Here is a 23,934-nt window from a genome sequence, read left to right on the forward strand (position 1 = left end):
CAATATATGCTGGGGGGCGTGAGAGGCGCCGGAGATTTCGTGATCGTGGGCGGCCGGGTCGTCGCCCCGGACCGTGTACTCGACGACGGCTGGCTGGCTATCGCCGGCGGCCAGATCGTCCAAGTCGGTTCCGGGACACCCCCGGACATCGACCGCGTGGATGTGGACGGGTGCCTGGTCGTCCCGGGCTTCGTCGACACGCACTGCCACGGCGGTGGGGGCGGATCGTTCTCCAGTGCGAACCCCGAGGAGCTGTTCCGCGCGGTCCGCGCGCACCGGCGGCACGGGACCACGACGATGCTCGGCAGTCTGGTCTCGGACCCCATCCCGGTACTCAGGGACCAGATCGCGGCCCTGCGTGAGCTGGTCCAAGAGGGTGAACTTGCCGGAATTCACCTTGAAGGACCCTTCATCTCGAAGGCGCGGTGCGGGGCGCACGACCCGGCGACGCTGATCGAGCCGGACACGGCGACGGTCAACGCCTTGCTCGCCGCCGGCCGCGGCGACATCCGGATGGTCACCCTCGCCCCCGAACTGCACGGCGGGATCAAGGCCGTCCGGCAACTGGCCGAATCGGGCGTCATCGCCGCCATCGGGCACACCGACGGCGTCGAGGACCAGATCATCCCCGCGATCGACGCGGGCGCCTCCGTCGCGACACACCTCTTCAACGCCATGCGGCCGCTCCACCACCGCGAGCCGGGCCCGATCGGCGCCCTCCTCGACGACGAACGCATCACCGTCGAGCTGATCTGCGACCTCGTCCACGTGCACCCGACCGTCCTGCGGCTGGCCGCGCACCACGCGGGCAAGGGCCGGACGGTGCTCATCACCGACGCCATGTCGGCCACCGACGCCGCCGACGGCAGCTACATCCTCGGCCGCCTCGAGGTCGACGTCCGCGACGGCGTCGCCACCCTGGCCGGGAACGGTTCGCTGGCGGGCAGCACGCTGACCATGGACGCGGCCTTCCGCAACCTCGTGCGCGGCGCGGGCATCGACCTGCTCGACGCCGTCCGCGCGACCTCCGGGCGCCCCGCCGAGCTGCTCGGCATCGCCGACCGGACCGGCTCGCTGCGGGCCGGGCTCGCGGCCGACCTCGTCGTGCTCGACCGCGACCTGCGGCCGGTCAAGGTGCTTCGTCAGGGCGAGTGGGTCGAAGACGACGCTGCGGCTACATTGAGCAGCGCCATCGAAGGCGGTGTGTCGGTCAGCGACGGGTAGCGGCGAAAGGAGTCCGGATGAGCGAGCCCAAGGACCCGGAGAAGCTCCTAGCCGACGCCCTGCGCGCTCAGGCCGTCTTCGCCCCTTCGGCGGAGCGGATCTCCGAGACGACCACCGACAAACCGGTCGAAACGGACACCGAGAGTAATCTCGGTTCCGCCGGCGAACACGAACTGCCGCTGCAGTACGGCCTGTTGTCCGGCGCCGGCGCGGACTCGCTCGAACGGGAGCGCGTCGCGCTGGAAGACGCGGAAACGGCCAGGTTGGCGGAGCGTCCGACGCCGCCTCCGGCACCTTCGCCGGGCAGCCCGCCGCTGCCCGCGTACTGGGTGTTGCTGCTGGCCGTGCTGCTGGGGCTCGCCGCCGGTTCGGTGATCGGTCTGCTCACGCTGATCTGAGCGCGGTCTCCCGCCGGGTCAAGGCACTCTGCGTCACCCTGTACCGTTTTGGTGTGATCCTGGCGCAGAACAACGTGACGACGATGGGCCTCCTGCCGGAGTGGCTGGACCCGCAGCACCTGCTGAGCGGGCTGACCGTTCCGGTCATCACCGTGCTCTGCCTGATCATCTTCATCGAGAGCAGCATCTTCCCGGTGCTGCCCGGTGACTCGCTCCTGTTCACCGCGGGCCTGTTCATCGCGAACGGTTCGATCGAGGCGCCGCTGTGGCTGGTGTGCGTCCTGGTCACCGTCGCCGCGCTGCTCGGCAACGCCGTCGGATACGGCCTCGGCTGGAAGGTCGGCCCCTGGCTGTTCCGCAAGCCGGATTCGAAGTTCTTCAACCAGAAGTACGTGGACCAGACCCACGCCTTCCTGGAGAAGCACGGGCCGAAGGCGGTCGTGCTGGCGCGGTTCGTGCCGTTCGTGCGGACGTTCATCACCTGGATCGCCGGCATCGGCAAGATGGACCCGAAGAAGTACTTCACCTACACCGTCATCGGCGGCATCCTGTGGGCCGCCGGGATCACCGCGCTCGGCCACCTGCTCGGCGGCGTCGCGTTCATCCGCGACAACGTCGACGCGATCTTCATCCTGATCGTGCTGGTTTCGGTGGTGCCGATCGTGATCGAGTACCTGAAGGCACGTCGCGAGAAGAAGCACGGGAACACCGCGACCGGCATCGTCGCCGACACCGCCGAGGACGTCACGCAGCAGATCCCGCGCATCCGCGACTGACCCGCTTCTCCCAGCTCTTGTGCCATGAAAGGTCCTTTCCTTGCGAATTTTGCAAGGAAAGGACCTTTCATGGCGTTCAGAGGGAGAACATCGAGCCCGGGTTGAAGAGGTTCCCCGGGTCCAGCGCCCGCTTGATCTGCCGGTGCACGCCGATCCCGACCTCGCCGATCTCCTTGGCCAGCCACTCGCGTTTGATCCGGCCGATGCCGTGCTCGCCGGTGACCGTCCCGCCCAGTGAAAGGGCCACGTCGAGGATCGCGTCGAAGGCGACCCGCGCGCGGGCGAACTCCTCCTCGGAATCGGGCGCGTAGACGATCGTCGGGTGCATGTTCCCGTCACCGGCGTGGCCGACGACGGCGATCCGCAGCCCGACCTCTTCGCTGATCCGCTCGCAGCCGGCGATCAGTTCGGCGATCCGCGTACGCGGCACGCAGACGTCGTCGGTCAGCCAGACGCCGTACATCTCCAGCGCGGTGAGCACGACCCGCCGCGCCTGCAGCAGCATCTTGCCCTCTTCGAGATCCTCGGTGGCGTAGGCCAGATCCGCGCCGCAGTCGACGCAGATCTGTTCCAGCACCGCGAGTTCCTTCCGCGCGACCTCGCCGCCGGAGTCGGATTGCGCGAGCAGCAAGGCCTTGCAGTCCGAACTCGTGCCGAGGTCGGTCTTGAGGTACGCCTCGGCGGCCTTGATGGACGTCGCGTCCATGATCTCCATCAGCGACGGCACCAGACCTTCGCGCACGACCCGCGCGACGGCCTCGCCCGCGGCCTCCGTGCTGTTGAAGGCGGCGACGAGCGTGGAAGGCAGCTGTGGCAACGGTTTCAGCGCGACGGTCGCCTGCGTGATCACGCCGAGCGTGCCCTCACTGCCGACGAAGAGCCGCGCGAGGTCGTACCCCGCGACGCCCTTCACCGTGCGGCGCCCGGTCTTCAGCACGGAGCCGTCGGCGAGCACGACTTCCAGTCCCAGCACGGAATCCGTGGTGACGCCGTACTTCACGCAGCAGAGTCCACCGGCGTTGGTGGACAGGTTCCCGCCGATGGTGCACCAGTCGTAGCTGGACGGGTCCGGCGGATAGAACAGGCCGTGCTTCTCCACCGCGTTGCGGAAATCGAGGTTCACCACGCCGGGCTGCACGACGGCGAGCCGGTTGCCTTCGTCGATTTCGACGATCTGGTCGAGCTTCGTCAGCACCAGCACGACACAGCCGTCGATCGCGTTCGCGGCGCCGGACAGGCCACTGCCGGCGCCGCGGGGCACGATCGGCACCTCGAACTCCGCGCAGGCCTTGACCACGGCCTGCACACCTTCCACGTCGGACGGCAGGACCACCGCGAGCGGCTTGCCGCTGGCCGCCAGCGGCATCATGTCGCGCGAGTAGGCGTCCGTGACATCGGTGTCGGTGAGCACCGCGGCGTCGCCGAGCTGCTCGCGGAGGCGGGTGACCAGGGCATGGTTGTTCATGCCCTCATGGTAAGCCGGATCAGCTCCGCACTGCGGAATTTTTTTTCCGATCTAGCAGAACGAAGGCCTGAACACCTGTATAGACGAGCACGGCCACGCCTGCCCATGCGGTGACGTGCATCCCCTGGGTGAAGGCCTCGCGGGCCGATTCCAGGAGCGCCTGCCCCGCGGCGGGGTCGAGCTGCTGCGCGGTCGCCACCGCGCCGCCCAGCGTGTCCCGGGCGGACTCGGCCGTCCCCTCCGGCAGACCGGACCGGTAGACCGCGGTCGCGACACTGCCGAGGATGGCCGTACCGAGCGCGCCACCGAGCTCGAACCCGGTTTCGGAGATCGCCGACGCGGCGCCCGCCCGTTCGGCCGGAGCGGCCGAGATGACCAGGTCGTTCGTCAACGTCTCCGACAGGGCCACACCGCCCCCGAGCAGCGTGAACGCCACGACGACGTACGCGAGCCCACCCCCTGACGACACCTGGGTCAACGCCAGGAAGCCGACCGCCGCGACCAAGAGACCGCCACTGACCAGCAAGGACACCCGGATCCGCTTCGCGAGCCAGGCCGCGAGGAGCGCACCCGCGATACCGGCGACCGTCGCCGGCAGCATCCACAGCGCGGCGACGACCGGGCTCAGCCCGAGCACCAGCTGCAGATACTGCGGCACCAGGAACAGCAGGCCGACCATGGCGAACACGCCGAGCATGTTCGTCACGACGGAGCCGCTGAAGGCCCGGTTCGAGAACAGCTTCAGGTCGAGCATCGGTTCGTCGAGGCTGTTCTGCCTGCGGACGAACACGACACCGAGGCCGAGCCCGATCAGGACGCTGACGGCGGCCTTCACGGTGAAGCCGTGTTCGGCGACCAGCTTGATGCCGTAGACCACCGGCAGCATCGCGGCCAGCGACAGCAGCGCCGACAGCGGGTCGAAGCGGCCCGGCTTCGGGTCACGCGCCTCCGGCAGCACGAACGGTCCGACGATCAGCAGCACCAGCATCACCGGGACGTTGATGAGGAACACCGAACCCCACCAGAAGTGCTCCAGCAGCCAGCCGCCGAGCACCGGCCCGAGCGCCATCCCGCCGGAGAACCCGGCGCTCCACACCGCGATGGCGATCCGCCGCTGTTTGGCGTCGACGAAGATGCTGCGGATCAGCGACAGCGTCGACGGCATCAGCGTCGCACCACCGACGCCGAGCAGCGCCCTGGCGATGATCAGCATGAACGCGCTGGTCGAGAAGGCCGCGAGCACCGACGCGGCCCCGAACGCCGCGGCACCCATGAGCAGCAGCTTGCGGCGGCCGATGCGGTCGCCGAGCGTGCCCATCAGGACCAGCAGGCCCGCCAGCATGAACGAGTAGATGTCGACGATCCACAACTGCTCCGCACCGGTGGGCGCCAGATCCTCGGACAGGAACGGCAGCGCGAACCCGAGCACCGTCATGTCCACGCTGATCAGCAGCACCGGAAGCACCAGTACCGCCAACGCCCACCACTGCTTGCGCCCCGCCATGGCGCACTCTCCTTTAGCTAAACCGTCTGGACGGTACAGTTACCGCCTCGTTCGAAGGTAAACCGTCCAGACGGTATAGTCAACTGATATGGCGAAGCCCACCGCGAAGGAACGCATCCTCGACTCGTACGAGGAGATCCTCATCGAGCAAGGCCCCGGCGGGGTCACCCTCGACGCCGTCGCCGCGCACGCCGGGGTGTCGAAGGGCGGCCTGCTCTATCACTTCGGTTCCAAGGAGGCCCTGGTCGAGGGCCTGATGGAACGTCTCGCCACGCTGTCGGAAGCGGATCTCGAAGAGGCGCGGAAGGCGCCTGAAGGCGTCGTCTCCTGGTATCTGCGGACCGCGATCACCGACGTCACGCAGCAGAAGGCACTGCATCGCACGACCATGGCGACGATCCGGATCATGCTCAACGAGCCCCGGGTCTCCGAGGTCGTGCAGGTCTACAACCAGAAGGTCCACGACCTGATCAGCGAGCACGTCGACGACCTGCTGACCGCCGAACTGGTCATCCTGGTGGGCGACGGCCTCTATCTGCGGGCCGCGCTCGGCCGGGACGACGCGAGCCCGCTCCTCGACCGGCTCGACGAGATCAAGGCCCGCATCGCCCGCTGACGCATTTCGTCCTCTGGATGCGGTCCTTGCGCGTGCAACTACCGCGTCCAGAGGACTAAATGCGGGGCACCTACATCTGGAGCCCGTAGACGCGCTCGATCGGGATGGTCAGCAGCACCCGCTGGTCGGCGACCATGGCGTCGCGGAACTCGTCCCAGTCCGGATGCTCGCCCCGCGCCCGCCGGTAGTGATCCACGAGCGCGTCGACGGTCGCGTCGTCACGCGAAGCGGCGGTCGGCGTGAGCACCGCCGGCCCCTCGACGACGACGTAGCCGTCACCGCTCTCGGTCGAAACGTGGAACGTCGCCCGCGGATCGCGCTGAAGGTTCTTGGTCTTGGCCCGCGGCGCGGTGATCGAGATCAGGATCGCGCCGGCGTCCGCGTCGTAGAGGTAGTTGACGGTCGACAGCTGGGGCCGCCCATCACGCTTGATGGTGGCGAGGGTGCCGAAGTTTCGGGCGGCGAGGATCGCGTAGAGCGCGGAGTCGGTCATGACTCCATCAAAGCAAAAGTGCAGCTCAGGGCGAATCGGACAAACATGCACGAATAAATGTGCTTGCATGCGGCAACTAAAGTGTCATCCGACACACAACATCGTTTTCTCCTTGCGAACCTCCTTTGAGAGGAACATCCTTGCTCTAGACAACTAGTTGCAGTGACCAAGCAACCGGCGAGAGAGACCACCATGACACCCACGACACCCGGCACCAGGTCGAAGTCCGACCTCGATCTGGCCGACACCCTCGGGCATGAGCTCGTGCGGCTCGTGCGCCTGGTCAACCGGGCCAAGTCCCAGGTGTCCAAGCAGGGACCGGACGGCATCGAGCGGGCCGCGTACGCGATCCTCTTCTGCCTCATCCACGTCGGCCCCCAGCGGACCAGCAAACTCGCCGAGTTCCTGCACTCCGAGATCTCGACCATCAGCAGGCAGTCGAGTTCCCTCGTCCAGCACGGACTGGTCGAACGCCTGGCCGACCCCGAAGACGGCCGCGCCTGCCTGCTCGCACCGACCGCCGAAGGGCTCCGGGTGTTCGAGGAGAACCGCAAGCAGCGGAACCAGTGGCTCGCCGAGGTGCTCGGCGACTGGTCCGACGACGACCGGAAGACCCTCAACTCGCTGTTCCACCGGCTGAACGACGACCTCGAAAAAACATCTCCACAGTTCGCCGACCCCGCGTCGGCGTCGAAGGCCAAGGGGGCCTGAAGCAATGAGTTCCACCGTAGAAAGTCCACCCTCCGTCTCGGAAGACGGACCCCGGCTCAGTCACCGTCAGATCGTCACGATCCTGATCGGCCTGATGTCGGGCATGTTCCTGGCCGCGCTCGACCAGACGATCGTGGGTACCTCGATCGTCCGGATCGCCAATGACCTCAACGGTTTCGATCTGCAGGCCTGGATCACCACGGCCTACCTGATCACCTCGACGATCGTCACGCCGATCTACGGCAAGCTGTCCGACATCTACGGGCGCAAGCCGTTCTACATCGCGGCGATCTCGATCTTCCTGGTCGGCTCGATCGCTTCGGCGTTCGCGACGTCGATGTACGAACTGGCCGCGTTCCGCGCGATCCAGGGCCTCGGCGCCGGCGGTCTGATGTCGCTGGCGATGACGATCATGGGCGACATCGTGCCGCCGCGGGAACGCGCCCGCTACCAGGGTTACTTCCTCGCCGTGTTCGGTATCTCCACCGTGCTCGGCCCGGTGCTCGGCGGCTTCTTCGCCGACTTCGACAAGCTCGGCAGCGTCTTCGGCTACGACATCGCCGGCTGGCGCTGGGTGTTCCTGATCAACGTGCCGATCGCGATCGTCGCGCTGTTCGTGGTGGCCCGCGTGCTCAACGTGCCGCACCAGCGCCACGATCACAAGATCGACTGGTGGGGCGGGCTCGCGCTCGTCGTCGCCGTGGTGCCGTTCCTGATCGTCGCCGAGCAGGGCAACAAATGGGGCTGGGGCTCGCAGAACGCGATCATCTGCTACATCATCGGCGGTATCGGCGTGATCGCCTTCGTCTTCATCGAGAAGCTGATGAAGGACGCGGCGCTGATCCCGTTGCGGCTGTTCAAGAACTCGACCTTCACGGTCGCGATCGTCGGCGGCATCATCGTCGGTGTCGCGATGTTCGGCGCGATCATGATGATCCCGCAGTACATGCAGGTGGTCCAGGAGTTCTCGCCGACCGAATCGGGTCTGCTGATGATCCCGCTGATGGCGGGCATCATGAGCGGTTCGATCATCTCGGGCCAGATCACCAGCAAGACCGGGCGCTACAAGGTGTTCCCGGTGGTCGGCACGCTGCTGATCGCGGGCGGCGCGTTCTTCTTCGCGCAGGTCGAGTACAACAGCGCGCTGTGGCACCCGCTGGTCGCGGCCGCGATCATCGGTCTCGGCCTCGGTGCCTGCATGCAGACGCTGATCATCGCGGTGCAGAACGCGGGCCCGCGCAGCGACATGGGCGTCTCGACCGCGTCGGCGACGTTCTTCCGGCAGATCGGTGGTACCGCGGGTGTCGCGGTGTTCCTGACGATCCTGTTCAACGTCCTGCCGGGCAACATCACCAAGGCGTTCGGCGGCAACCCGCCGAGCGGCCCCGGCGCGGCGGCGCTGGGCGACATCCAGTCGAACACGAGCGGTATCGCGAGCCTGCCCGAGGCCATCAAGACCCCGGTGCTGATCGGCTTCACCGAGTCGATCACCACGGTGTTCTACGTGGCGGGTGCGGTCGCGCTGCTGGCGACGCTGGTGCTGATGTTCATGAAGGAGATCCCGCTGCTCGGCGGTTCGGCTCCTTCGGCGGCCTCGGCGCTCGAAGGCGGCGAAGCACTCCTCGAAGAGGAAGACGTGCCTGCCGAAACGGCTTCCGAGAAGACCGTGGTGACCGCGCCCGTCGAGCCCGGCAAGCACGCGCTGGCCAACGGGAACGGCGCCTATCGGGCCGGATCCGCGCAGATCAGCGGGCACGTCCGCCGGGACGACGCCACGAACGTCGCGGGGGCGGCGCTGACCCTGATCGACCACAACGGCAATCAGGTGGCCAGGACGCACACCAACGAGAACGGCGTCTACTCGTTCGCCGGCATCGTGGGCGGGCGGTACACGATCGTCGCCAGCGGCCGCTGGTTCCGGCCGGTCGCGGCGACGCTGACCGCCACCGGCTCCGGGATGCTGCGCCACGACGTCGAACTGGTCAGCACGATCCTGCTGAGCGGGGTCGCGCGTACCGACGGCGACCGGGTGGTGCCGGACGCGCGGATCACCGTGCTCGACGCCTCGGGCGGCGTGGCCGCCGTGGCGAGGACCGACGCGGAGGGCAACTACACGGTCAGCGACCTGCCCGCCGGGACCTACACGGTGATCGCCAGCGGCTACCCGCCGGCGACCAGCCGGGTGGAGCTGCTGGGCGGTGACCAGGCCGAACACGACGTCCGGCTGAGCTACGACCAGGCGCTGGACGAGCTCGTCGAGCACTAGCCCGGCTTGCAATGAAGGGGCCTTTCATCGCAAATTTTGCGATGAAAGGCCCCTTCATTGCATCGGGGGTGCGGTAGGCGGTGAGTCGGGTTGGTCGTGAGTGGCGTTTCGGGTTAGAACCCGAAACGCCACTCACGACCACCGTGCGGAGCGGGTCACAGGGCTCAGGACACCCCGATTCCACCGTTCGGTGAAGTGCGGTTCGCCGAGTACACGTAGGCTCGCGTCGTGAGTGAGGTGTACACCGAGGCCGCGGGCATCGGGGTGAGCTGGCTCGACACCGCCGGGCCGGTGCTCGTCTGGGTGATCGTGCTGAGCTTCATCTTCGTGGAGTGCGCGCTGATCATCGGGCTGTTCCTGCCCGGCGACTCCCTGCTGTTCGCGGCCGGAGTCGTCCTCGCGCAGCACGGCTCCGACCTGAACGCGTGGCTGCTCTCGGCCGCCGCGCTGCTCGTCGCGATCCTCGGCAACCAGGTGGGTTATTACATCGGCCGGGGCACGGGCACGAAACTGATCGCCCGCCGCGGCGGCAAGGTGCTGAACCGGCACAACCTCGACCGCGCCAGGGCGTTCCTGGATCGCAAGGGTTTCTTCGCCATCGTCGCCGCGCGCTGGATCCCGTGGATCCGCACGCTGGCGCCGCTCATCGCGGGGACCGCGCGGATGGATCCGCGGCGTTTCGCCCTCGCGACCGCGCTCGGCGGGCTGCTCTGGGTGCCGACCTTGGTCCTGCTCGGCTACTACGGCGCCGGCCTGCTCGACCAGCTGCCGTGGGTCAAGACGGCGGCCTTGTGGATCAGCATCGCGTTCTTCGTGGTGGGTACGGCCTACGGCTTCATCCGCTACCGCCAGGAGATGCGGCGTCCCGCCGAAGAGCCGGAACAGAGCACCACCTAAACCTCGGGGTCAGCCCAGATCTCCAGCTGGATCCCATCGGGGTCGCGGAACACGATGACCGACGAGCCTTCCAAGGTCCGCGATCCCTTCGACGGCGAATAGACGACGCCGTATTCCGAGAGCCGCGCTTCCCATTCGGCCAGTTCCGACCGCGACGAGACCTTGAACGCCACGTGGTCCAGACCTGTCCGCCGTTCGTCGAACCGCGGCCGTTCGGTGTCCTGGTGCTCGACGAGCACCACGGCGAAACCTTCGCTCGGCGACCTGAGCACGACCTTCCGCAGTCCCGTCTCCGGGTCTTCGCGCCGCGTGAACTCCTCGAGTTCGAGCACACGGGCGTACCAGGGCACGCTCCGGTCCACATCGGTCACGGTGAGTGCCAGGTGGTGCACAGACATGAGCTTGGACATCGGGGATGACCGTCCTGATCAAGAAGCTTGGGGGCGCCACCAGGGTGACACAGGCGCCTCGGGCCACGAGGTGATCCGCCGACTTCCCACATGAATCGTGATATCCGCCGGGAAAGCGTGTTGAAAAGTGGCTGAACCGCACGCGGACCCGATATCGCCCCGTGACCGGTCCGTGGCCCCGGGTGTCAACGTCCTCCGCCGACGGTCAGCACCGTCCCGGTGGTGTACGACGCCGCCGGGGAAAGCAGCCACAGCACGGCTTCCGCGACTTCGCCGGGTTCACCCGCCCGTCCCATCGGGATGGTGGGGGCGATGCGGTCCATGCGGTCGGGCATTCCCGCCGCGGCGTGCAATCCGGTGTGGATCATGCCCGGCGCGACGGCGTTGACCCGGATGGACTCTTTCGCGACTTCTTGCGCGACGCCGTAGGTCATCGTTTCCACCGCCGCCTTGGTGCCCGCGTAATGGACCCATTCCCCGGGTGAACCGGTTTTCGCGGCGGTGGAAGACAGCGTGACGATCGAGCCGCCCGCACCGCCGTACCGGGTGGACATCCGGCGGATGCCCTCGCGGACGCACAGGAAGACTCCCGTGACGTTGACGTCGACCACGCGGCGGACGACGTCGACCTCGTACTCGTCGAAGCGGCCCGGGGTGTTGCCGGTGATGGCCGCGTTCGCGACCACCCCGGCGAGTGGGCCGAGCGCGACGGCGGCGTCGAACAGGGCCACCACGTCGTCTTCGGACGCGACGTCACCGCGCTGGGTGATCGCCTGGACGCCGTGCTTCCGGACGCGCGAAGCGACGTCTTCGGCCGCTTCGGCGTCGCCTGCGTAGTTGACGACGACGTCGTATCCGCGCGCGGCGGCCAGTTCGCAGACCGCCGCGCCGATGCCCTTGCTTCCGCCGGTGACGACGAGAACCCCAGTCATGACCGGATCATATGGCGAAGTTGACCAGCGGCAGGTTCTCGAGGACCAGGTCGGCCCGGCCACTGGTGGACGCGATCAGATCGGCGTTGCGCTGGTCGGAACCGAGCGCGCGGCGACGCGCTTCGACCAGCGAACGGCCGTAGCGGCGGTGCCGCGAGACGAGCCGCTCGATGCGCTCGGGTTCGTCCGGCGCGAGGAACCACGACTCGGCGAGGATCGGCTTCACGCCACTCCACGGGTCGTCCTGCATGAGCAGGTAGTTGCCCTCGGTGATGACCAGCGGGACGTCCGGCGTGACCGCGACGGCACCGGCGATCGGCTCCTCGATCTCCCGGCGGAACTCGGGCGCGTACACGGTCTCGCGGCCTTCGGCGAGCCTGCGCAGCAGGTGCACGTACCCGGCGGCGTCGAAGGTGTCCGGCGCGCCCTTGCGCTCCACCCGCCCGAGCCGCTGCAGTTCGACCTGCGCCAGGTGGAACCCGTCCATCCCGACCACGGCCGCCCGCGTGCCCAGCGCCTTCGCCAGGCCCCAGGCCAGCGTCGTCTTGCCGGACGCGGGGGCGCCGACGATGCCGAGCACACTGCGCTGTCCCGGCTTCGCCAGCGTCTGAGCCCTGCTCAACAGGTCCTCGAACACCGGAGGCATGGCACTCATGGCTGTCCTTCTCCCATCTTCGCGACCGCGGCCGTCCACGACCTCGGTCCTTCATGCCGCACCCGTTCGGCGGCCACCTCGTTGGCGAACCCGATCCAGCCCGGGACATCCCCTGTGCCCCTGGCGACCGCGTACGCGAAAGCTCCGTGCCAGACGTCGCCCGCGCCCAGCGTGTCACGCGCCTGGACGACGGGAACGGGAACCGCACCGGATCCGTCCGTCGTCGACCAGCGGACCGGTTCGGGCCCGGCAGTCGTGACGACCACCGGCACGCCATGCTCTCGGGGATCGTCCCCGCGGTACAGCGACGAGCACGCGGCGACGTCGACCAGCGGGAGGAGTTCGGGGAAGACCGGCTTCCAGCTCCCGGCGTCGAGCACCACCGGCACCTTCCGGTCCTTAGCCCAGCGCGCGACCGCCAGCGCGACCTCCGGATGGTGCCCGTCCAGGAGCACACACCCCGGCATTTCGTCCTCTGAATGCGGTAGTTGCGCGTGCAAGGACCGCATCGAGAGGACGAAACGCGAGGAAGCGTGGGCGTTGCGCGAGACGACGGTGCGTTCCCCGTCGGAGTCGCGGACGACGATGGCGCTGATCGCGGGCGGATCGGGTCGTTCGGGATTGAGGTCGACGAGGTCGACGCCGTGCGCCTCGAGGTCGGCGCGGGCGAGTGCCGCCAGCGGATGCGCACCGGCGACCGTCAGCAACGTCGCCCCGGCGCCGAGCGCGGCCACGGTCACCGCCGCGTTCGTCGCCGGCCCCCCGGCGGCGACGTCCATCGACAGCGAACGCACCTTCTCGCCCGGCGCCGGGATCTCGGCGACGCGCTGGATCTGGTCGACGGTGCACAGGCCCGCCAGCAGCACCTTCACTACAGGCCCGTGTGGACGGCTGAAGCGACCTCTTCGACCTCGCCGTTTTCACCGATCTTCAGCGCACCCGTGAGCAGGCCGACGACCTGGTTCATAGTGTGCGTCTTCGGTGAGACCACCGCGACCCGCTTTCCGAGGCGGTGCACGTGGATGCGGTCGGCGATGTCGAACACGTGCGGCATGTTGTGGCTGATCAGCACCACCGGCAGGCCGCGTTCGCGGATGCGGTTGATCAGGTCGAGCACCTTGCCCGATTCGGCGACGCCGAGCGCGGCGGTGGGCTCGTCCATGATCACCGCCTTGGTGCCGAAGGCCGCCGCCCGCGCGACCGCGACACCTTGGCGCTGCCCGCCGGACAACGTCTCCACCGGCTGCGTGATGGATTTGATGTTGATGCCGAGCTCGTCCAGGATCCGCTGCGCGTCGGCCCGCATCGCGGCGCTATCCAGTTTGCGAAACACTCTCCCGAACAGGTCCGTGCGCCGCTTTTCCCGGCCGAGGAACATGTTCGACGCGATGTCGAGCGCGGGGGCGACGGCGAGATCCTGATACACCGTCTCGATTCCGTAGTGCCGAGCGTCCAAAGGGGACTTGAAGTGGACAGTCTGACCGTCCACTTTGATCTCTCCGGCGTCCGGGATCACCGCGCCCGAAAGGGCTTTGATGAGACTCGACTTCCCGGCGCCGTTGTCGCCGACGACGGCGAGCACCTCACCCGGGAACAGCTCGAAGTCGGCGCCGTCGATCGCGGTGACCCGGCCATAGCGTTTGACCAGTCCCTGAGCGGACAACGTGGGCGTCGTCATGACTGCTGCCTCCTCGCGAACCGGTCGACGCACACCGCGCCGATGAGCAGGGCGCCGGTGGCGACGTCCTGGTAGAGCGCGTCCACCCCGAGCTGGGTCAGCCCGGACCGCAGGACCGCGACGACCAGCGCGCCCATCATCGTGCCGAGTACCGAACCCCGGCCGCCGAACAGGCTCGCGCCGCCGAGCACCACCGCGGTGATCGAGTCGAGGTTGCCGAGCTGGAAGGCGTTCGGGTCGGCGTTCGGCACGCGGCCGAGCGCCTGCCAGGCCGCGATCCCGACGATCACCCCGGCGACGATGTACACCGAAAGGATCGTCCGGTTGACCTTGATCCCGGACAGCCGCGCGGATTCCGGCGCGTTGCCGACCGCGTAGACGTGCTTGCCCCACGGCGTCCGCGTGAGCGCGTACCAAAGTCCCAGGTACATCAGCAAGGCGAGCGTCATGCCGTAGGTGATCGGGATGCCGCCGAAGAGGTACCGGCGGGTGCCGAGCCATTTGAGCAGTTCGTCGGCGACCGGGACGGCCTGCCCGCTCGCGAACAATTTCGCGGCCGCGGTGAGCACGGTCAGCAGGCCGAGCGTGACGATGAACGGCGGCAGTTTGATCCGGGTGACCAGCGAGCCGGTGACCATCCCGATCACCACGGTCGCCACGATTCCCAGCAGCAGCGCCCAGATCCCGGAGACGCCGCCGACCACGAGCTTCGCCATGATCAGCGTCGCGAGCACCATCGCGGCCGCGTTGGCCAGGTCGATCCCCGCGGTCAGGATGATCAGCGTCTGCCCGAGCGCGAGCGTGCCGACCACCAGGGACTGTTGCACCACAAGGGAAAGGTTGTCGAGGTCGAGGAAGGTGTCCGTCGACAGCGAGAACACCACGATCGCGACGAGCAGGGCCAGCGCGGGCCCGACCGCGGGCGCGCGCAGGAAGAACTCACCGATGGACGGGCGTTCGTTGCCTTTGAGGGTTGCGGTAGTCACTTCGTCCCCCAGCAGTTCTCGAGGCCCCACTTGGTGTCCTGGCTTTCCACGCCGGGGATCGGCTTGTCCGTGATCACCGCGGATCCGGTGTTGACGAACCCGCTCGGCTTCTTCCCGGTCTTGGCGTATTCGACGGCGGCGAGGACGCCCTGCTCGGCCATCTTCTTGGGGAACTGCATGACCGTCGCGGCGTACTGGCCGTCGCGCACGTTCTTGACGCCTTCGCAGCCGCCGTCGATCGAGCCCATCACGATCCGGTCCACCAGACCGCGGGCCTGGAGCGCGGCGTACGTACCGCGGCCCATCGGCTCGTTCATCGTGTAGACGGCGTTGATGTCGGTGGTGCGCTGCAGCAGGTTCTCGACGCCTTGCTGCGCGAGGCTCTGGTCGCCGTTCGCGGGCGTCTTGCCCTTGATCTCCGGCGACGCGTCGGTGAGCCCGATGCCCTTGAGGAATCCGGTGTGCCGCTGGGTGTCCACTGTGGACCCGGCGGTGCCGTCCACCATGAACAGCTTCGGCGGCTTGCCGTTCAGCGCGGCCTTGACGTACGCGCCCTGCTGTCGTCCGGCTTCGAAGTTGTCCGTGGCGAAGGTGGCGTCGACGGCGGTGTCCGGCTCGGTCGCCGTGTCGAGCGCGATGACCAGCACCCCGGCCTTGCGGGCGCGGTCGATGGCGTCGAGGACGCCGGTCGAGGAACTCGGCGTGATCAGGATGGTGTTCGCACCCTGCTGCATGAGGTTCTCGATGGCCCGGACCTGACCGTCGTTGTCGCCGTCGAACTGGCCGGCGAGCGCGCTGAACTCCGCGCCGTTGGCCTCGGCGGCGGCCTTGGCGGCCGCTCTCAGCTCCACGAAGTAGGGATTGGTGTCGGTCTTGGTGACCAGGCCGACCTTGGCCTTGCCACCGCCGCCTGCGTTCGAGCCGCCACCCCAGTGGCGTTCGACGGTGCACCCGGCCGTGGTCACCGTCAAGGCGGCGGCCAGGGCGAGTGCGGCGAGACTGCGCTGTCTCATGGGGGATGCCCTCCGATTCAAGGCTGTCCGTGATGGACCGGAAGGTAGACAGGGTTATGCTCAGTCGCAAGCGTTTGCGCAAACGCTTGCCAGCTGACTTCACGAGGATTGGTAATGCCGCCGTCTCGCTCGTCCCGTCCCACCCAACGCGACATCGCCGAGCTGGCGGGAGTCTCGATCACCACCGTTTCCCACGTGGTCAACGGGACGAGGGCGGTGGCCGAGGACACCAAGCTGGCGGTGCTGCGCGCGATCGAGCAGACGGGCTACACCGGCGACGCCATCGCCCGCTCGCTGGTGACCGGCGGGACGCGGTCGATCGGCGTCGCGATCTCCCTGATCGCGAACCCGTACTTCGCCGTGCTGATCCAGGCGATCGAACGCGAGGCCGCGCTGGCCGGGTACACGGTCTTGCTCGCGGACACTCACGACACCGTCGACACCGAGCGTGAGACCGTGCGGACGCTGCGTTCGCGCCGGGTCGACGGCCTGCTGATCACGCCGTCGCCGGGCGACGGTTCGGTGATCGGCGAGCTCGTCTCGCTCGACGTCCCGACCGTGCTCATCGACCGGCTCTCCACGCGTACCGACGTCGACCAGGTCGGTGCGGAGAACATCCAATCGACGTCGGCGCTGACGGCGCATCTGGCGTCGCTCGGGCATCAGCGGATCGGCATGATCAGCGGCACGGCCGGGCTGAGCACCAGCGAGGAGCGGATCCTCGGGTATCGGCTGGGGCTCGGGCGCTCGGGTTTGACCTGGTCGGAGGACCTGGTCGCGTGCGGGCAGTCTTCGCAGGCCGGTGGCGCGCTCGCGCTGAGCACGCTGCTCGCGCTCCCGGAGCCGCCGACCGCGCTCGTGGTCGCCAACGACACCATGATGGTCGGCGTGCTGCACGAGCTGCGGCGCCGCGGCCTGCGCGCGGGCGTCGACCTGCCGGTGGTGGTCTACGACGACGTCGAGTGGGCCGATCTGGTCGACCCGCCGCTGACCACGATGGCCCAGCCGATCGAGGAGATAGGCACACAGGCGGTGCGCCTGTTGCTCGCCCGCATCAACGATCCCGCACGCAAGGCCCAGACGATGCGGATTCCGCCTACGCTCCGCCATCGTGCGTCCTGCGGATGCGCTCTCGTTCACTCACATTGATGATTGTTGGGAGACTTTCCGGTCTCGCCGCCGAGTGACGCTCCGTCAGCCGTTACCGTCATTCAAGCTCGGATGAAGGCGTGGAGCGATGACCGCATTGTCCCCGGCGTTACCCCTGTGGGAGGACACCCCTGTCACCCACCGGTTCGGGGTGGCCATGGCGATGCACGCGAACCCGTATTCGGGTGAACTCGTCCGCGCCATCCGCCGCGCCGCACGCCGTCACGGCTGCGAGATCACCCTCGCCGACACCGGCGACAGCGTCGCCGAAGAAGCCGCGGTCATCCGCGCGCTGCGAGCGGACCGCGTCGACGGTGTCCTGCTCGTCCCGGCGGCCGGCGACGAAGCGGTGATCAACGGGCTGGTCCGGATGGGTGTGCCGACCGTGCTCGTCGACCGGATGGCCGGACGCAACGACGTCGACCAGGTCGGTTCCGAGAACATCCAGGCCGTGTGCGCGCTCGTGCGGCATCTGGCGGCGCTGCGGCACCGCAAGATCGGCTTCATCTCCGGCGAAGAGGACGTGACCACCTACGAGGAGCGGGCGCTGGGCTACCGGCTCGGTCTCGGCCGCTCCGGCCTCCGGTGGACGTCGCAGCTGGTCGCGTGCGGGCGGTCGACGCCCGGCGGGGCGGCCGCCGCGACCGCGAAACTGCTCGACAGCTGGCCGTCGCCGACCGCGCTCGTGGTGGCGAGCGAGGCGATGATGATCGGCGTCCAGTACGAGGCGCACCGGCTCGGCATCCGGATCGGGCGCGACCTCGCGATCGTCGGCTACGGCGACATGGAGTGGGCCGGGCAGGTGACCCCCGCGGTCACCACGATGGCGCAGCCGATCGAGGAGATCGGGCGCAAGGCCGTCGAACTCCTGCTGGCCCGGATCACCGACCCGGAGCGACGGCCCGAATCCGTCCGGCTCGCGCCGCGGTTCATCCACCGGCAGTCGTGCGGCTGCTGAATCACAAGTCGCTGGTGAGAAGCCCGCCGCCGGGTGATGATGGCGGCATGACCGACCTGTGGACCGTGCACACCGCCGACCTCGAAGCAGGCGTGCTGACGTCGGCACGCGCTCTGCTGGACGACGCTTTCGACGGCGATTTCAGTGATCACGACTGGGAAAACGCCCTCGGCGGCATGCACACGCTCGTCTGGGAGTCCGGCGAACTGATCGGGCACGCGTCGTTGGTCCAGCGGCGGCTCGTGCACGACGGACGGGTCCTCCGCACGGGTTATATCGAGGCGGTCGCCGTCCGGTCGGATCACCGGCGGCGCGGGCACGGCGCCGCGATGATGGACGCGCTCGAGCGGGTCCTGAGGAAGGCGTACGACCTCGGGGCGCTTTCGGCGTCCGACGAGGCGCTGGAGTTCTACGCGTCGCGGGGCTGGCTGCTGTGGCGCGGGACTTCGTCGGCCATGACGCCTACGGGTATCGAGGCGACGAAGGAGGAGGACGGGTCGATCCACGTACTGCCGGTGGGGGTCACGCTGGATCTGGACGGGGAGATCACCTGCGACTGGCGGGCGGGCGACGTCTGGTGACGCGTTTAGTCCTCTAAATGCGGTGTTCCAGGGTGGCCGCGGCTTCGAGCAGCATCCACGCGCTCACCTGGACGGACAAGTCGCGTTCGGGGGCGTCGGCGGCGAGGGGCAGCGAAGGCGCCGGAGTCGCCCAGTCGGCGCTGAAGAGCGGCCCGTGCGGCGTCTCGGTGGCACCCGACCAGCACGCGTCAGCCGACCGGATGACCAGGTCACGCGCCACGCCGCTCGGCAGCAGCGGCGCCGCGAGCGCCAGATATCGGGCCAGGATCCCGCCGAACAGGCCGCCGTCGCCGCCTTCCTGCCCTCGGATCACGCCGTTCGGCGCGACGTGTTCCGCGACCGCGTGGATCGTGTGCTCCACTCTGTCCATTTCGGACAGTTCGAGGCAGGCGCCGAGGTAAACACCTTGGCAGTACGTGAAAACATGCTTCACCAGTTCGCCGCTGCCGACGCGTAGACCGTCCCACACCAGCCCGGATTCCGGGTCGACGAGCCGTTCGGTCATCCAGTCGGTCAAGCCGCGAGCGTGCTGCGTCGAGCCTTCGCGAGCGTGGAAGATCGCCGCCGGGCCGTTCGCGGGCGCGTTCTTGAAGTCGTCGCCGACGCGCCACCAGATCCCGCCGCCCGCGTCGTCGGTCCAGCCTTCGCGCAGCCGCGAACTGATCGCCTCCAGCCCGCCGCGGACGTCCAGCCCGAGGTGCCCCACCCGTTGCAGCGCGAGGCCGAGCCAGGCGATGTCGTCGTAGTAGTCGTTGATCCACTTGCCGAAGTTGCGCAGCCGCACGGACACCACGAACCGGTCGATCAGTTTCAGCCGATCCGGCGACGGCTCCCGCAGCTGGGCGTCGACGAGCGTCTCCAGCAGATGCGCCTGCCACCAGTAGTTCCAGTGCCAGTGGACGCGCTGCCCCGTCGAGGGCGGCCAGCCGCTGCGGCCCAGCACGGTCCCCGGCAGCCCCCACACGCGGCGCAGATGCCGGTCGCGGATCGCGCGCTCGGCGGTCGCGGCCCGGTCGGCGAGAGCAGTCATCGGGCCATCATCCCTTGCCCGCCGACATACCGCTCAGTATGTTGGGATGATTCCCGGACCCGCGAGGTGCTTCATGACCACGGCGCACGTGACCTGCCCGCTTTGCGAAGCCACCTGCGGTCTGGAGGTGACGATCGACGAGAAGAGCCTGGTGAACCGGGTTCGAGGCGACAGCGAGGACGTCTTTTCGAAGGGCTACATCTGCCCGAAAGGTGCTTCGCTCGGGGCGCTGCACCACGACCCGGACAGGCTCACCGCGCCCTTGGTCAAACGGGACGGCGAGTTCGTCGAGGTCACCTGGGACGAGGCGTTCGCCGAGATCGACCGGCGGCTCCGGCCGATCATCGACGAGCACGGCCGGAACGCCGTCGCGGTCTACGCCGGCAACCCGACGGTGCACAACGCGGCACTGGTGCTCTACGGCCGCGTGTTCTTCAAAGCCTTGGGCACCAGGAACTTCTACACCGCGACCACGGTCGACCAGATGCCGAAGCACTTTTCCTCCGGCTACCTGTTCGGCGACCCGCAGACCATCCCCGTCGCCGATCTCGACCGCACCGGGCACCTGCTGATCCTGGGCGCGAACCCGTTGGTGTCCAACGGAAGCCTGATGACCGCCCCGGACACGCGGGGAAAGCTGCGCGGGATCCAGGAGCGCGGCGGCAAGATCGTCGTCCTCGACCCGCGCCGCACTCGGACCGCACAGCTCGCCGACGAGCACCACGCGATCCGGCCCGGCACCGACGCGTTGTTCCTGTTCGCGCTGGTCCACGTCCTGTTCGCGGAGAACCGGGTCACGCCGGGAGAGCACGTCGACGGTGTCGACGAGGTGCGCGTGCTCGCGGAGCCGTTCACGCCGGAAGCGGTCGCGCCCGCGACTGGGATCGACGCCGCCGAGATCCGCCGTATCGCGCTCGAACTCGCGGACGCCGAACGCGCCGCGGTGTACGGCCGGATGGGCACCACGACCCAGGCGTACGGCACCATCGCGAGCTGGCTGGTCGACGTCCTCAACACGCTGACCGGCAACCTCGATCGCGAAGGCGGCGTGATGTTCCCGCTGCCCGCCCTGTGGCGGCCGCGCCGGTCCTCGCCGTTCACCAGCGGCCGCTGGACGAGCCGGGTGCGCGGGTATCCCGAGGTCCTCGGCGAACTGCCGGTGGCCACGCTCGCGGACGAGATCGAGACGCCGGGCGAAGGCCAGGTGCGGGCGCTGGTGACCATCAGCGGCAACCCGGCGCTGAGCACGCCGAACTCCGCGCGGCTCTCGGAAGCGTTGCGGCAGCTGGACTTCATGGTCTCGCTCGACGTGTATCTCAACGAGACCACACGGCACGCCGACGTCATCCTGCCCGGGCCGTCACCGATGGAGCGGCCGCATTACGACGTCGCGCTGTACGCGCTCGCCGTCCGCAATGTCGCGAACTGGACGCCGCAGACGCTCGAGACGGACATGCCGCAGGAGTGGGTGACCCTGTTGCGGCTGGCCGGGATCGCCGCCGGCCAGGGCCCGGACGTCGACGTCGCCGCCTTCGACACGATGGTCGCGGGCGAAACGGCGCGGCGCACCGGCGTCGATCTCTCGCTGGCCGAAGGTCGTACGGGACCGGCACGGATGATCGATCTGATGCTGCGCGGCGGACCGTACGGACTGAGCCTGGCCGACCTCGAAGCCGCCCCGCACGGCATCGACCTCGGCGCGCTGAAGCCGCGGCTGCCCGAAGCGCTCGCCACCGCGAGTGGGAAGGTCGAATTGGCCCCGGAGGCGATCACGAAGGACGTGCCGCGGCTGCGCGCGGAGCTGGACAAGGCGCCCGACGGCGGGTTGCTGCTGATCGGGCGGCGGCATCTGAGCTCGAACAACTCGTGGATGCACAACCTGACGCCGCTGGTGCGCGGCGGGAACCGGTGCACCGTGCAGGTGCATCCGGACGACGCTTCCCGGCTCGGGCTGACCGACGGCGGGCTCGCGTCGGTGACTTCACGGGCGGGCAAGCTCGAAGCGCCGGTGGAGGTCACGGCCGACGTCCGGCCCGGCGTGGTGAGCATGCCGCACGGCTGGGGGCACGACCTCGACGGAACGCGGACGAAGGTCGCCGCCGCGCACGCCGGGGTCAACTCGAACCTGGTCGCCGACGAGACCCTGCTCGACGTGCCGTCCGGGAACGCCGTCCTGAACGGGATCCCGGTGGAGGTGACCCCCGTCTAGCCCGCGTTTCGTCCTCTGAATGCGGTCCTTGCGCGTGCAACTACCGCATTCAGAGGACGAAATGCGGGGGTCACCAGGCTTGGGTGAGATCGGCGTGCTGCCGGACCCAGGCGTGCATGACGATCCCGGCGGCCACGCCGGCGTTGATCGAGCGGGTCGTGCCGAACTGCGCGATCGAAACGACCAATGACGCCGTCTTCTGCGCCTCGGCCGACAGCCCGGGCCCTTCCTGGCCGAACAGCAGGACACACTCGCGCGGCAGTTCGGCGGTCTCGACGGGCTGCGAACCGGGCGTGTTGTCGACCGCGACCACGGCGAGGCCTTCCGTCGCGGCGAAGGTCAGCAGGCCGTTGACGTCCTCGTGGTGGAGAAGGTGCTGATAGCGGTCGGTCACCATGGCGCCGCGCCGGTTCCAGCGCCGCCGCCCGACGATGTGCACCGCCGCCGCGGCGAACGCGTTCGCCGTCCGGACCACGGTGCCGATGTTGTGGTCGTGCTGGAAGTTCTCGATCGCCACGTGGAACGGATGCCGGCGGCCGTCCACATCGGACACGATGGCCTCGCGCCGCCAGTAGCGGTACGGGTCGACGACGTTGCGGCGATCACCGTTGGCCAGGAGTTCCGGGTCGTAACGCTCGTCCGCGGGCCACTCGCCCTCCCACGGACCGACGCCGACCTCTTCCCGCGCCACCCATTCGGTGGGCCCGGCCTCGTTCTCAGTCACCCGGTGATTGTCACCCAGTGGTCGCCATCGGAAGTCCTTCGGGGGTATTCGGCGGATCCAGGTTTCCGCTGGGTGCGCGGCCGCGAGGTCCTCGTACCGGGTTGTACTCGGGCCTCGCGGCCGTGCGCCCAGCGGGAAGCTGGGCCGTCGAGACCCTCGGAGGACTTCCGATGGTGACCACTCAGCCCATGCTGACGCGGTGCGCCGGTGCGTCCCCGTCGTGGTGGCGGTGACGCCAGCGCTGGTACGCGCCGACGTAGGACACGATCACCGTCGCCATCGCGATCACGACGACCACCGGCAGCGACGAACGCGGGAACACGGTGTCGTAGAGGTAGTAGGCGTTGAAGCCGCCGGGCAGGTCGCCGAGGCCCTGCTGGTGCCGGAAGTAGTTCTCGGCCGCGGTCAGCGGGCAGGGCCAGGGAAAGACGTTGACGAGGACACCCCATGCGGCGAAGAACACATGCACGAAGATCACCTTCGGCCACCGCCACGCCAGGAAACCGCCGAATCCTATGAACAACAGCGCGAAAATATGCACCGCGACTGTCACGTTCGCCAGGAAACCCGCCACCTCAAGCCCCCTTTCACACCCCTACCAGCGACGTTACCCCTCTCGTATTGAGAAACGCTCACGAAAAAACGGGGCATCCTCCGTTCGCACAGAGGATGCCCCGTTCGGGAGACTTTACTCAGGACAGACCGAGATCGTCCTTGTTCAGGATGTAACGGTATTCGAGGCCTTCCTTCTCGATGGCCTCGCGCGCTCCGGTGTCCCGGTCGACGACCGTCGCGACGCCGACCACGTTCGCTCCGGCCTCGCGCAGCGCCTCGACGGCGGTGAGGACGCTGCCGCCGGTGGTCGAGGTGTCCTCGACGGCCAGCACGCGCTGCCCCAGCACCTCGACGCCTTCGATCCGGCGCTGCATGCCGTGTTCCTTGACGGCCTTGCGCACGACGAACGCGTCGAGCACGACGCCGTCGGTCGCCGCGGAGTGCAGCATCGCCAGCGCCACCGGGTCCGCGCCGAGGGTCAGGCCGCCGGCGGCGACGTAGTCCCAGTCGTGCGTGAGCTGCCGGAGCAGCTTCCCGATGAGCGGCGCGGCCGCGTGATGCAGCGTCGCCCGCCGGAGGTCGATGTAGTAGTCGGCTTCCTTGCCAGAGGACAAGGTCACCTTGCCGTGCACGACGGCGAGTTCGCCGACCAGTCTCGCCAGTTCGAGTTTCGCCGCTTGATCAACACCGGGGTACGCCACGGC

25 protein-coding genes are annotated in these 23,934 nt (G+C 68.4%); 11 read left to right on the forward strand and 14 right to left on the reverse strand.

The window, feature by feature from the left end; translation table 11 throughout:
• Nucleotides 1-39: 39 nt before the first annotated feature.
• The 3 genes from nagA to AB8M46_RS10260 are packed head-to-tail and all read left to right on the forward strand — an operon-like array spanning nucleotide 40 to nucleotide 2,398.
• Nucleotides 40-1,224, forward strand: coding sequence for an N-acetylglucosamine-6-phosphate deacetylase (gene nagA, locus AB8M46_RS10250; protein ID WP_037334563.1), 1,185 nt, complete (start codon nucleotides 40-42; stop codon nucleotides 1,222-1,224).
• A gap of 17 nt (nucleotides 1,225-1,241) precedes the next feature.
• Nucleotides 1,242-1,622: a hypothetical protein gene (locus AB8M46_RS10255; protein WP_037334561.1), complete on the forward strand. Its 381-nt coding sequence runs from the start codon at nucleotides 1,242-1,244 to the stop codon at nucleotides 1,620-1,622.
• Nucleotides 1,623-1,675: 53 nt separating this feature from the next.
• On the forward strand, nucleotides 1,676-2,398 hold the full coding sequence (locus tag AB8M46_RS10260; protein ID WP_037334559.1) for a DedA family protein: 723 nt from the start codon (nucleotides 1,676-1,678) through the stop codon (nucleotides 2,396-2,398).
• 76 nt (nucleotides 2,399-2,474) lie between these two features.
• Here AB8M46_RS10260 and AB8M46_RS10265 read toward each other — a convergent pair whose 3' ends face one another.
• Both AB8M46_RS10265 and AB8M46_RS10270 read right to left on the reverse strand, forming a co-directional pair.
• Nucleotides 2,475-3,863 carry an FAD-binding oxidoreductase gene (locus AB8M46_RS10265; protein ID WP_394360159.1) on the reverse strand — a complete coding sequence of 463 codons (1,389 nt, stop codon included), beginning with the start codon at nucleotides 3,861-3,863 and terminating at the stop codon, nucleotides 2,475-2,477.
• Nucleotides 3,864-3,882: 19 nt separating this feature from the next.
• A complete protein-coding gene (locus tag AB8M46_RS10270; RefSeq protein WP_073845811.1) occupies nucleotides 3,883-5,367 on the reverse strand; it encodes an MFS transporter in 1,485 nt (494 codons plus the stop codon).
• Nucleotides 5,368-5,455: 88 nt separating this feature from the next.
• Between AB8M46_RS10270 and AB8M46_RS10275 the strand changes: the two genes are divergently transcribed.
• The gene (locus AB8M46_RS10275) at nucleotides 5,456-5,983 is read left to right on the forward strand and encodes a TetR/AcrR family transcriptional regulator (protein WP_394360160.1); all 528 of its coding nucleotides are present in this window, start codon (nucleotides 5,456-5,458) and stop codon (nucleotides 5,981-5,983) included.
• A gap of 70 nt (nucleotides 5,984-6,053) precedes the next feature.
• On the opposite strand, the gene AB8M46_RS10280 is transcribed toward AB8M46_RS10275, so the two are convergent.
• Nucleotides 6,054-6,476 (reverse strand): PPOX class F420-dependent oxidoreductase, encoded by a 423-nt coding sequence (locus AB8M46_RS10280; RefSeq protein ID WP_037334551.1) that lies wholly within the window; start codon nucleotides 6,474-6,476, stop codon nucleotides 6,054-6,056.
• Nucleotides 6,477-6,668: 192 nt separating this feature from the next.
• Here AB8M46_RS10280 and AB8M46_RS10285 point away from each other — a divergent pair, with 192 nt between their 5' ends.
• The 3 genes from AB8M46_RS10285 to AB8M46_RS10295 all read left to right on the forward strand — a co-directional run bounded on the left by AB8M46_RS10285 (nucleotide 6,669) and on the right by AB8M46_RS10295 (nucleotide 10,350).
• Nucleotides 6,669-7,187 carry a MarR family winged helix-turn-helix transcriptional regulator gene (locus AB8M46_RS10285; RefSeq protein ID WP_037336196.1) on the forward strand — a complete coding sequence of 173 codons (519 nt, stop codon included), beginning with the start codon at nucleotides 6,669-6,671 and terminating at the stop codon, nucleotides 7,185-7,187.
• A gap of 4 nt (nucleotides 7,188-7,191) precedes the next feature.
• Nucleotides 7,192-9,453: an MFS transporter gene (locus tag AB8M46_RS10290; RefSeq protein WP_394360161.1), complete on the forward strand. Its 2,262-nt coding sequence runs from the start codon at nucleotides 7,192-7,194 to the stop codon at nucleotides 9,451-9,453.
• 228 nt (nucleotides 9,454-9,681) lie between these two features.
• Nucleotides 9,682-10,350: a DedA family protein gene (locus AB8M46_RS10295; RefSeq protein WP_037334547.1), complete on the forward strand. Its 669-nt coding sequence runs from the start codon at nucleotides 9,682-9,684 to the stop codon at nucleotides 10,348-10,350.
• On the opposite strand, the gene AB8M46_RS10300 is transcribed toward AB8M46_RS10295, so the two are convergent.
• The 7 genes from AB8M46_RS10300 to AB8M46_RS10330 form a co-directional block, all read right to left on the reverse strand.
• Nucleotides 10,347-10,760, reverse strand: coding sequence for a VOC family protein (locus AB8M46_RS10300; protein ID WP_005160702.1), 414 nt, complete (start codon nucleotides 10,758-10,760; stop codon nucleotides 10,347-10,349). The genes AB8M46_RS10295 and AB8M46_RS10300 overlap by 4 nt on opposite strands.
• Nucleotides 10,761-10,945: 185 nt before the next feature.
• The gene (locus AB8M46_RS10305) at nucleotides 10,946-11,692 is read right to left on the reverse strand and encodes an SDR family oxidoreductase (RefSeq protein WP_350592646.1); all 747 of its coding nucleotides are present in this window, start codon (nucleotides 11,690-11,692) and stop codon (nucleotides 10,946-10,948) included.
• A gap of 7 nt (nucleotides 11,693-11,699) precedes the next feature.
• A complete protein-coding gene (locus tag AB8M46_RS10310; RefSeq protein ID WP_016338118.1) occupies nucleotides 11,700-12,347 on the reverse strand; it encodes a nucleoside/nucleotide kinase family protein in 648 nt (215 codons plus the stop codon).
• Nucleotides 12,344-13,213, reverse strand: coding sequence for a PfkB family carbohydrate kinase (locus AB8M46_RS10315; RefSeq protein WP_394360875.1), 870 nt, complete (start codon nucleotides 13,211-13,213; stop codon nucleotides 12,344-12,346). Before AB8M46_RS10315 ends, AB8M46_RS10310 begins: the two co-directional genes overlap by 4 nt.
• 5 nt (nucleotides 13,214-13,218) lie before the next feature.
• Nucleotides 13,219-14,025, reverse strand: coding sequence for an ATP-binding cassette domain-containing protein (locus AB8M46_RS10320; RefSeq protein WP_394360162.1), 807 nt, complete (start codon nucleotides 14,023-14,025; stop codon nucleotides 13,219-13,221).
• A complete protein-coding gene (locus AB8M46_RS10325; protein WP_037334541.1) occupies nucleotides 14,022-15,011 on the reverse strand; it encodes an ABC transporter permease in 990 nt (329 codons plus the stop codon). Before AB8M46_RS10325 ends, AB8M46_RS10320 begins: the two co-directional genes overlap by 4 nt.
• Nucleotides 15,008-16,024: a substrate-binding domain-containing protein gene (locus AB8M46_RS10330; protein ID WP_378422393.1), complete on the reverse strand. Its 1,017-nt coding sequence runs from the start codon at nucleotides 16,022-16,024 to the stop codon at nucleotides 15,008-15,010. The genes AB8M46_RS10325 and AB8M46_RS10330 overlap by 4 nt, the downstream gene beginning before the upstream one ends.
• Nucleotides 16,025-16,138: 114 nt before the next feature.
• On the opposite strand from AB8M46_RS10330, the gene AB8M46_RS10335 reads away from it, so the two are divergent.
• The 3 genes from AB8M46_RS10335 to AB8M46_RS10345 all read left to right on the forward strand — a co-directional run bounded on the left by AB8M46_RS10335 (nucleotide 16,139) and on the right by AB8M46_RS10345 (nucleotide 18,712).
• Nucleotides 16,139-17,173, forward strand: coding sequence for a LacI family DNA-binding transcriptional regulator (locus tag AB8M46_RS10335; RefSeq protein ID WP_037334537.1), 1,035 nt, complete (start codon nucleotides 16,139-16,141; stop codon nucleotides 17,171-17,173).
• 88 nt (nucleotides 17,174-17,261) lie between these two features.
• Nucleotides 17,262-18,131 (forward strand): LacI family DNA-binding transcriptional regulator, encoded by an 870-nt coding sequence (locus tag AB8M46_RS10340; protein WP_037334535.1) that lies wholly within the window; start codon nucleotides 17,262-17,264, stop codon nucleotides 18,129-18,131.
• 47 nt (nucleotides 18,132-18,178) lie between these two features.
• The gene (locus tag AB8M46_RS10345) at nucleotides 18,179-18,712 is read left to right on the forward strand and encodes a GNAT family N-acetyltransferase (protein WP_378422390.1); all 534 of its coding nucleotides are present in this window, start codon (nucleotides 18,179-18,181) and stop codon (nucleotides 18,710-18,712) included.
• A 13-nt stretch (nucleotides 18,713-18,725) separates the two neighbouring features.
• On the opposite strand, the gene AB8M46_RS10350 is transcribed toward AB8M46_RS10345, so the two are convergent.
• Nucleotides 18,726-19,742, reverse strand: coding sequence for a glycoside hydrolase family 76 protein (locus AB8M46_RS10350; RefSeq protein WP_394360163.1), 1,017 nt, complete (start codon nucleotides 19,740-19,742; stop codon nucleotides 18,726-18,728).
• Nucleotides 19,743-19,815: 73 nt separating this feature from the next.
• Between AB8M46_RS10350 and AB8M46_RS10355 the strand changes: the two genes are divergently transcribed.
• On the forward strand, nucleotides 19,816-21,951 hold the full coding sequence (locus AB8M46_RS10355) for a molybdopterin-dependent oxidoreductase (protein ID WP_394360164.1): 2,136 nt from the start codon (nucleotides 19,816-19,818) through the stop codon (nucleotides 21,949-21,951).
• Between the two features lie 70 nt (nucleotides 21,952-22,021).
• Here the strand turns inward: AB8M46_RS10355 and AB8M46_RS10360 are convergent, their stop codons facing one another.
• The 3 genes from AB8M46_RS10360 to pyrE form a co-directional block, all read right to left on the reverse strand.
• On the reverse strand, nucleotides 22,022-22,675 hold the full coding sequence (locus AB8M46_RS10360; RefSeq protein ID WP_394360165.1) for a TrmH family RNA methyltransferase: 654 nt from the start codon (nucleotides 22,673-22,675) through the stop codon (nucleotides 22,022-22,024).
• 181 nt (nucleotides 22,676-22,856) lie between these two features.
• Nucleotides 22,857-23,249 (reverse strand): DUF2784 domain-containing protein, encoded by a 393-nt coding sequence (locus AB8M46_RS10365; protein ID WP_037334525.1) that lies wholly within the window; start codon nucleotides 23,247-23,249, stop codon nucleotides 22,857-22,859.
• Nucleotides 23,250-23,367: 118 nt separating this feature from the next.
• A complete protein-coding gene (pyrE, locus tag AB8M46_RS10370) occupies nucleotides 23,368-23,931 on the reverse strand; it encodes an orotate phosphoribosyltransferase (RefSeq protein ID WP_016338130.1) in 564 nt (187 codons plus the stop codon).
• Between the last annotated feature and the right edge of the window lie 3 nt (nucleotides 23,932-23,934).

It is taken from the genome of Amycolatopsis sp. SB7-3 (assembly GCF_041021335.1).
GTDB classification, from domain to species: domain Bacteria; phylum Actinomycetota; class Actinomycetes; order Mycobacteriales; family Pseudonocardiaceae; genus Amycolatopsis; species Amycolatopsis japonica.

What these genes read in the sequence shown, in the direction of transcription:
- AB8M46_RS10280 (WP_037334551.1), bottom strand. Translation starts at nt 6,476, where the DNA reads ATGACCGACTCCGCGCTCTACGCGATCCTCGCCGCCCGAAACTTCGGC.
- AB8M46_RS10330 (WP_378422393.1), bottom strand. Translation starts at nt 16,024, where the DNA reads ATGAGACAGCGCAGTCTCGCCGCACTCGCCCTGGCCGCCGCCTTGACG.
- AB8M46_RS10300 (WP_005160702.1), bottom strand. Translation starts at nt 10,760, where the DNA reads ATGTCCAAGCTCATGTCTGTGCACCACCTGGCACTCACCGTGACCGAT.
- AB8M46_RS10320 (WP_394360162.1), bottom strand. Translation starts at nt 14,025, where the DNA reads ATGACGACGCCCACGTTGTCCGCTCAGGGACTGGTCAAACGCTATGGC.
- AB8M46_RS10355 (WP_394360164.1), top strand. Translation starts at nt 19,816, where the DNA reads ATGACCACGGCGCACGTGACCTGCCCGCTTTGCGAAGCCACCTGCGGT.
- AB8M46_RS10310 (WP_016338118.1), bottom strand. Translation starts at nt 12,347, where the DNA reads ATGAGTGCCATGCCTCCGGTGTTCGAGGACCTGTTGAGCAGGGCTCAG.
- AB8M46_RS10340 (WP_037334535.1), top strand. Translation starts at nt 17,262, where the DNA reads ATGACCGCATTGTCCCCGGCGTTACCCCTGTGGGAGGACACCCCTGTC.
- AB8M46_RS10305 (WP_350592646.1), bottom strand. Translation starts at nt 11,692, where the DNA reads ATGACTGGGGTTCTCGTCGTCACCGGCGGAAGCAAGGGCATCGGCGCG.
- AB8M46_RS10265 (WP_394360159.1), bottom strand. Translation starts at nt 3,863, where the DNA reads ATGAACAACCATGCCCTGGTCACCCGCCTCCGCGAGCAGCTCGGCGAC.
- AB8M46_RS10345 (WP_378422390.1), top strand. Translation starts at nt 18,179, where the DNA reads ATGACCGACCTGTGGACCGTGCACACCGCCGACCTCGAAGCAGGCGTG.
- AB8M46_RS10285 (WP_037336196.1), top strand. Translation starts at nt 6,669, where the DNA reads ATGACACCCACGACACCCGGCACCAGGTCGAAGTCCGACCTCGATCTG.
- AB8M46_RS10350 (WP_394360163.1), bottom strand. Translation starts at nt 19,742, where the DNA reads ATGACTGCTCTCGCCGACCGGGCCGCGACCGCCGAGCGCGCGATCCGC.
- AB8M46_RS10290 (WP_394360161.1), top strand. Translation starts at nt 7,192, where the DNA reads ATGAGTTCCACCGTAGAAAGTCCACCCTCCGTCTCGGAAGACGGACCC.
- AB8M46_RS10270 (WP_073845811.1), bottom strand. Translation starts at nt 5,367, where the DNA reads ATGGCGGGGCGCAAGCAGTGGTGGGCGTTGGCGGTACTGGTGCTTCCG.
- AB8M46_RS10255 (WP_037334561.1), top strand. Translation starts at nt 1,242, where the DNA reads ATGAGCGAGCCCAAGGACCCGGAGAAGCTCCTAGCCGACGCCCTGCGC.
- AB8M46_RS10335 (WP_037334537.1), top strand. Translation starts at nt 16,139, where the DNA reads ATGCCGCCGTCTCGCTCGTCCCGTCCCACCCAACGCGACATCGCCGAG.
- AB8M46_RS10275 (WP_394360160.1), top strand. Translation starts at nt 5,456, where the DNA reads ATGGCGAAGCCCACCGCGAAGGAACGCATCCTCGACTCGTACGAGGAG.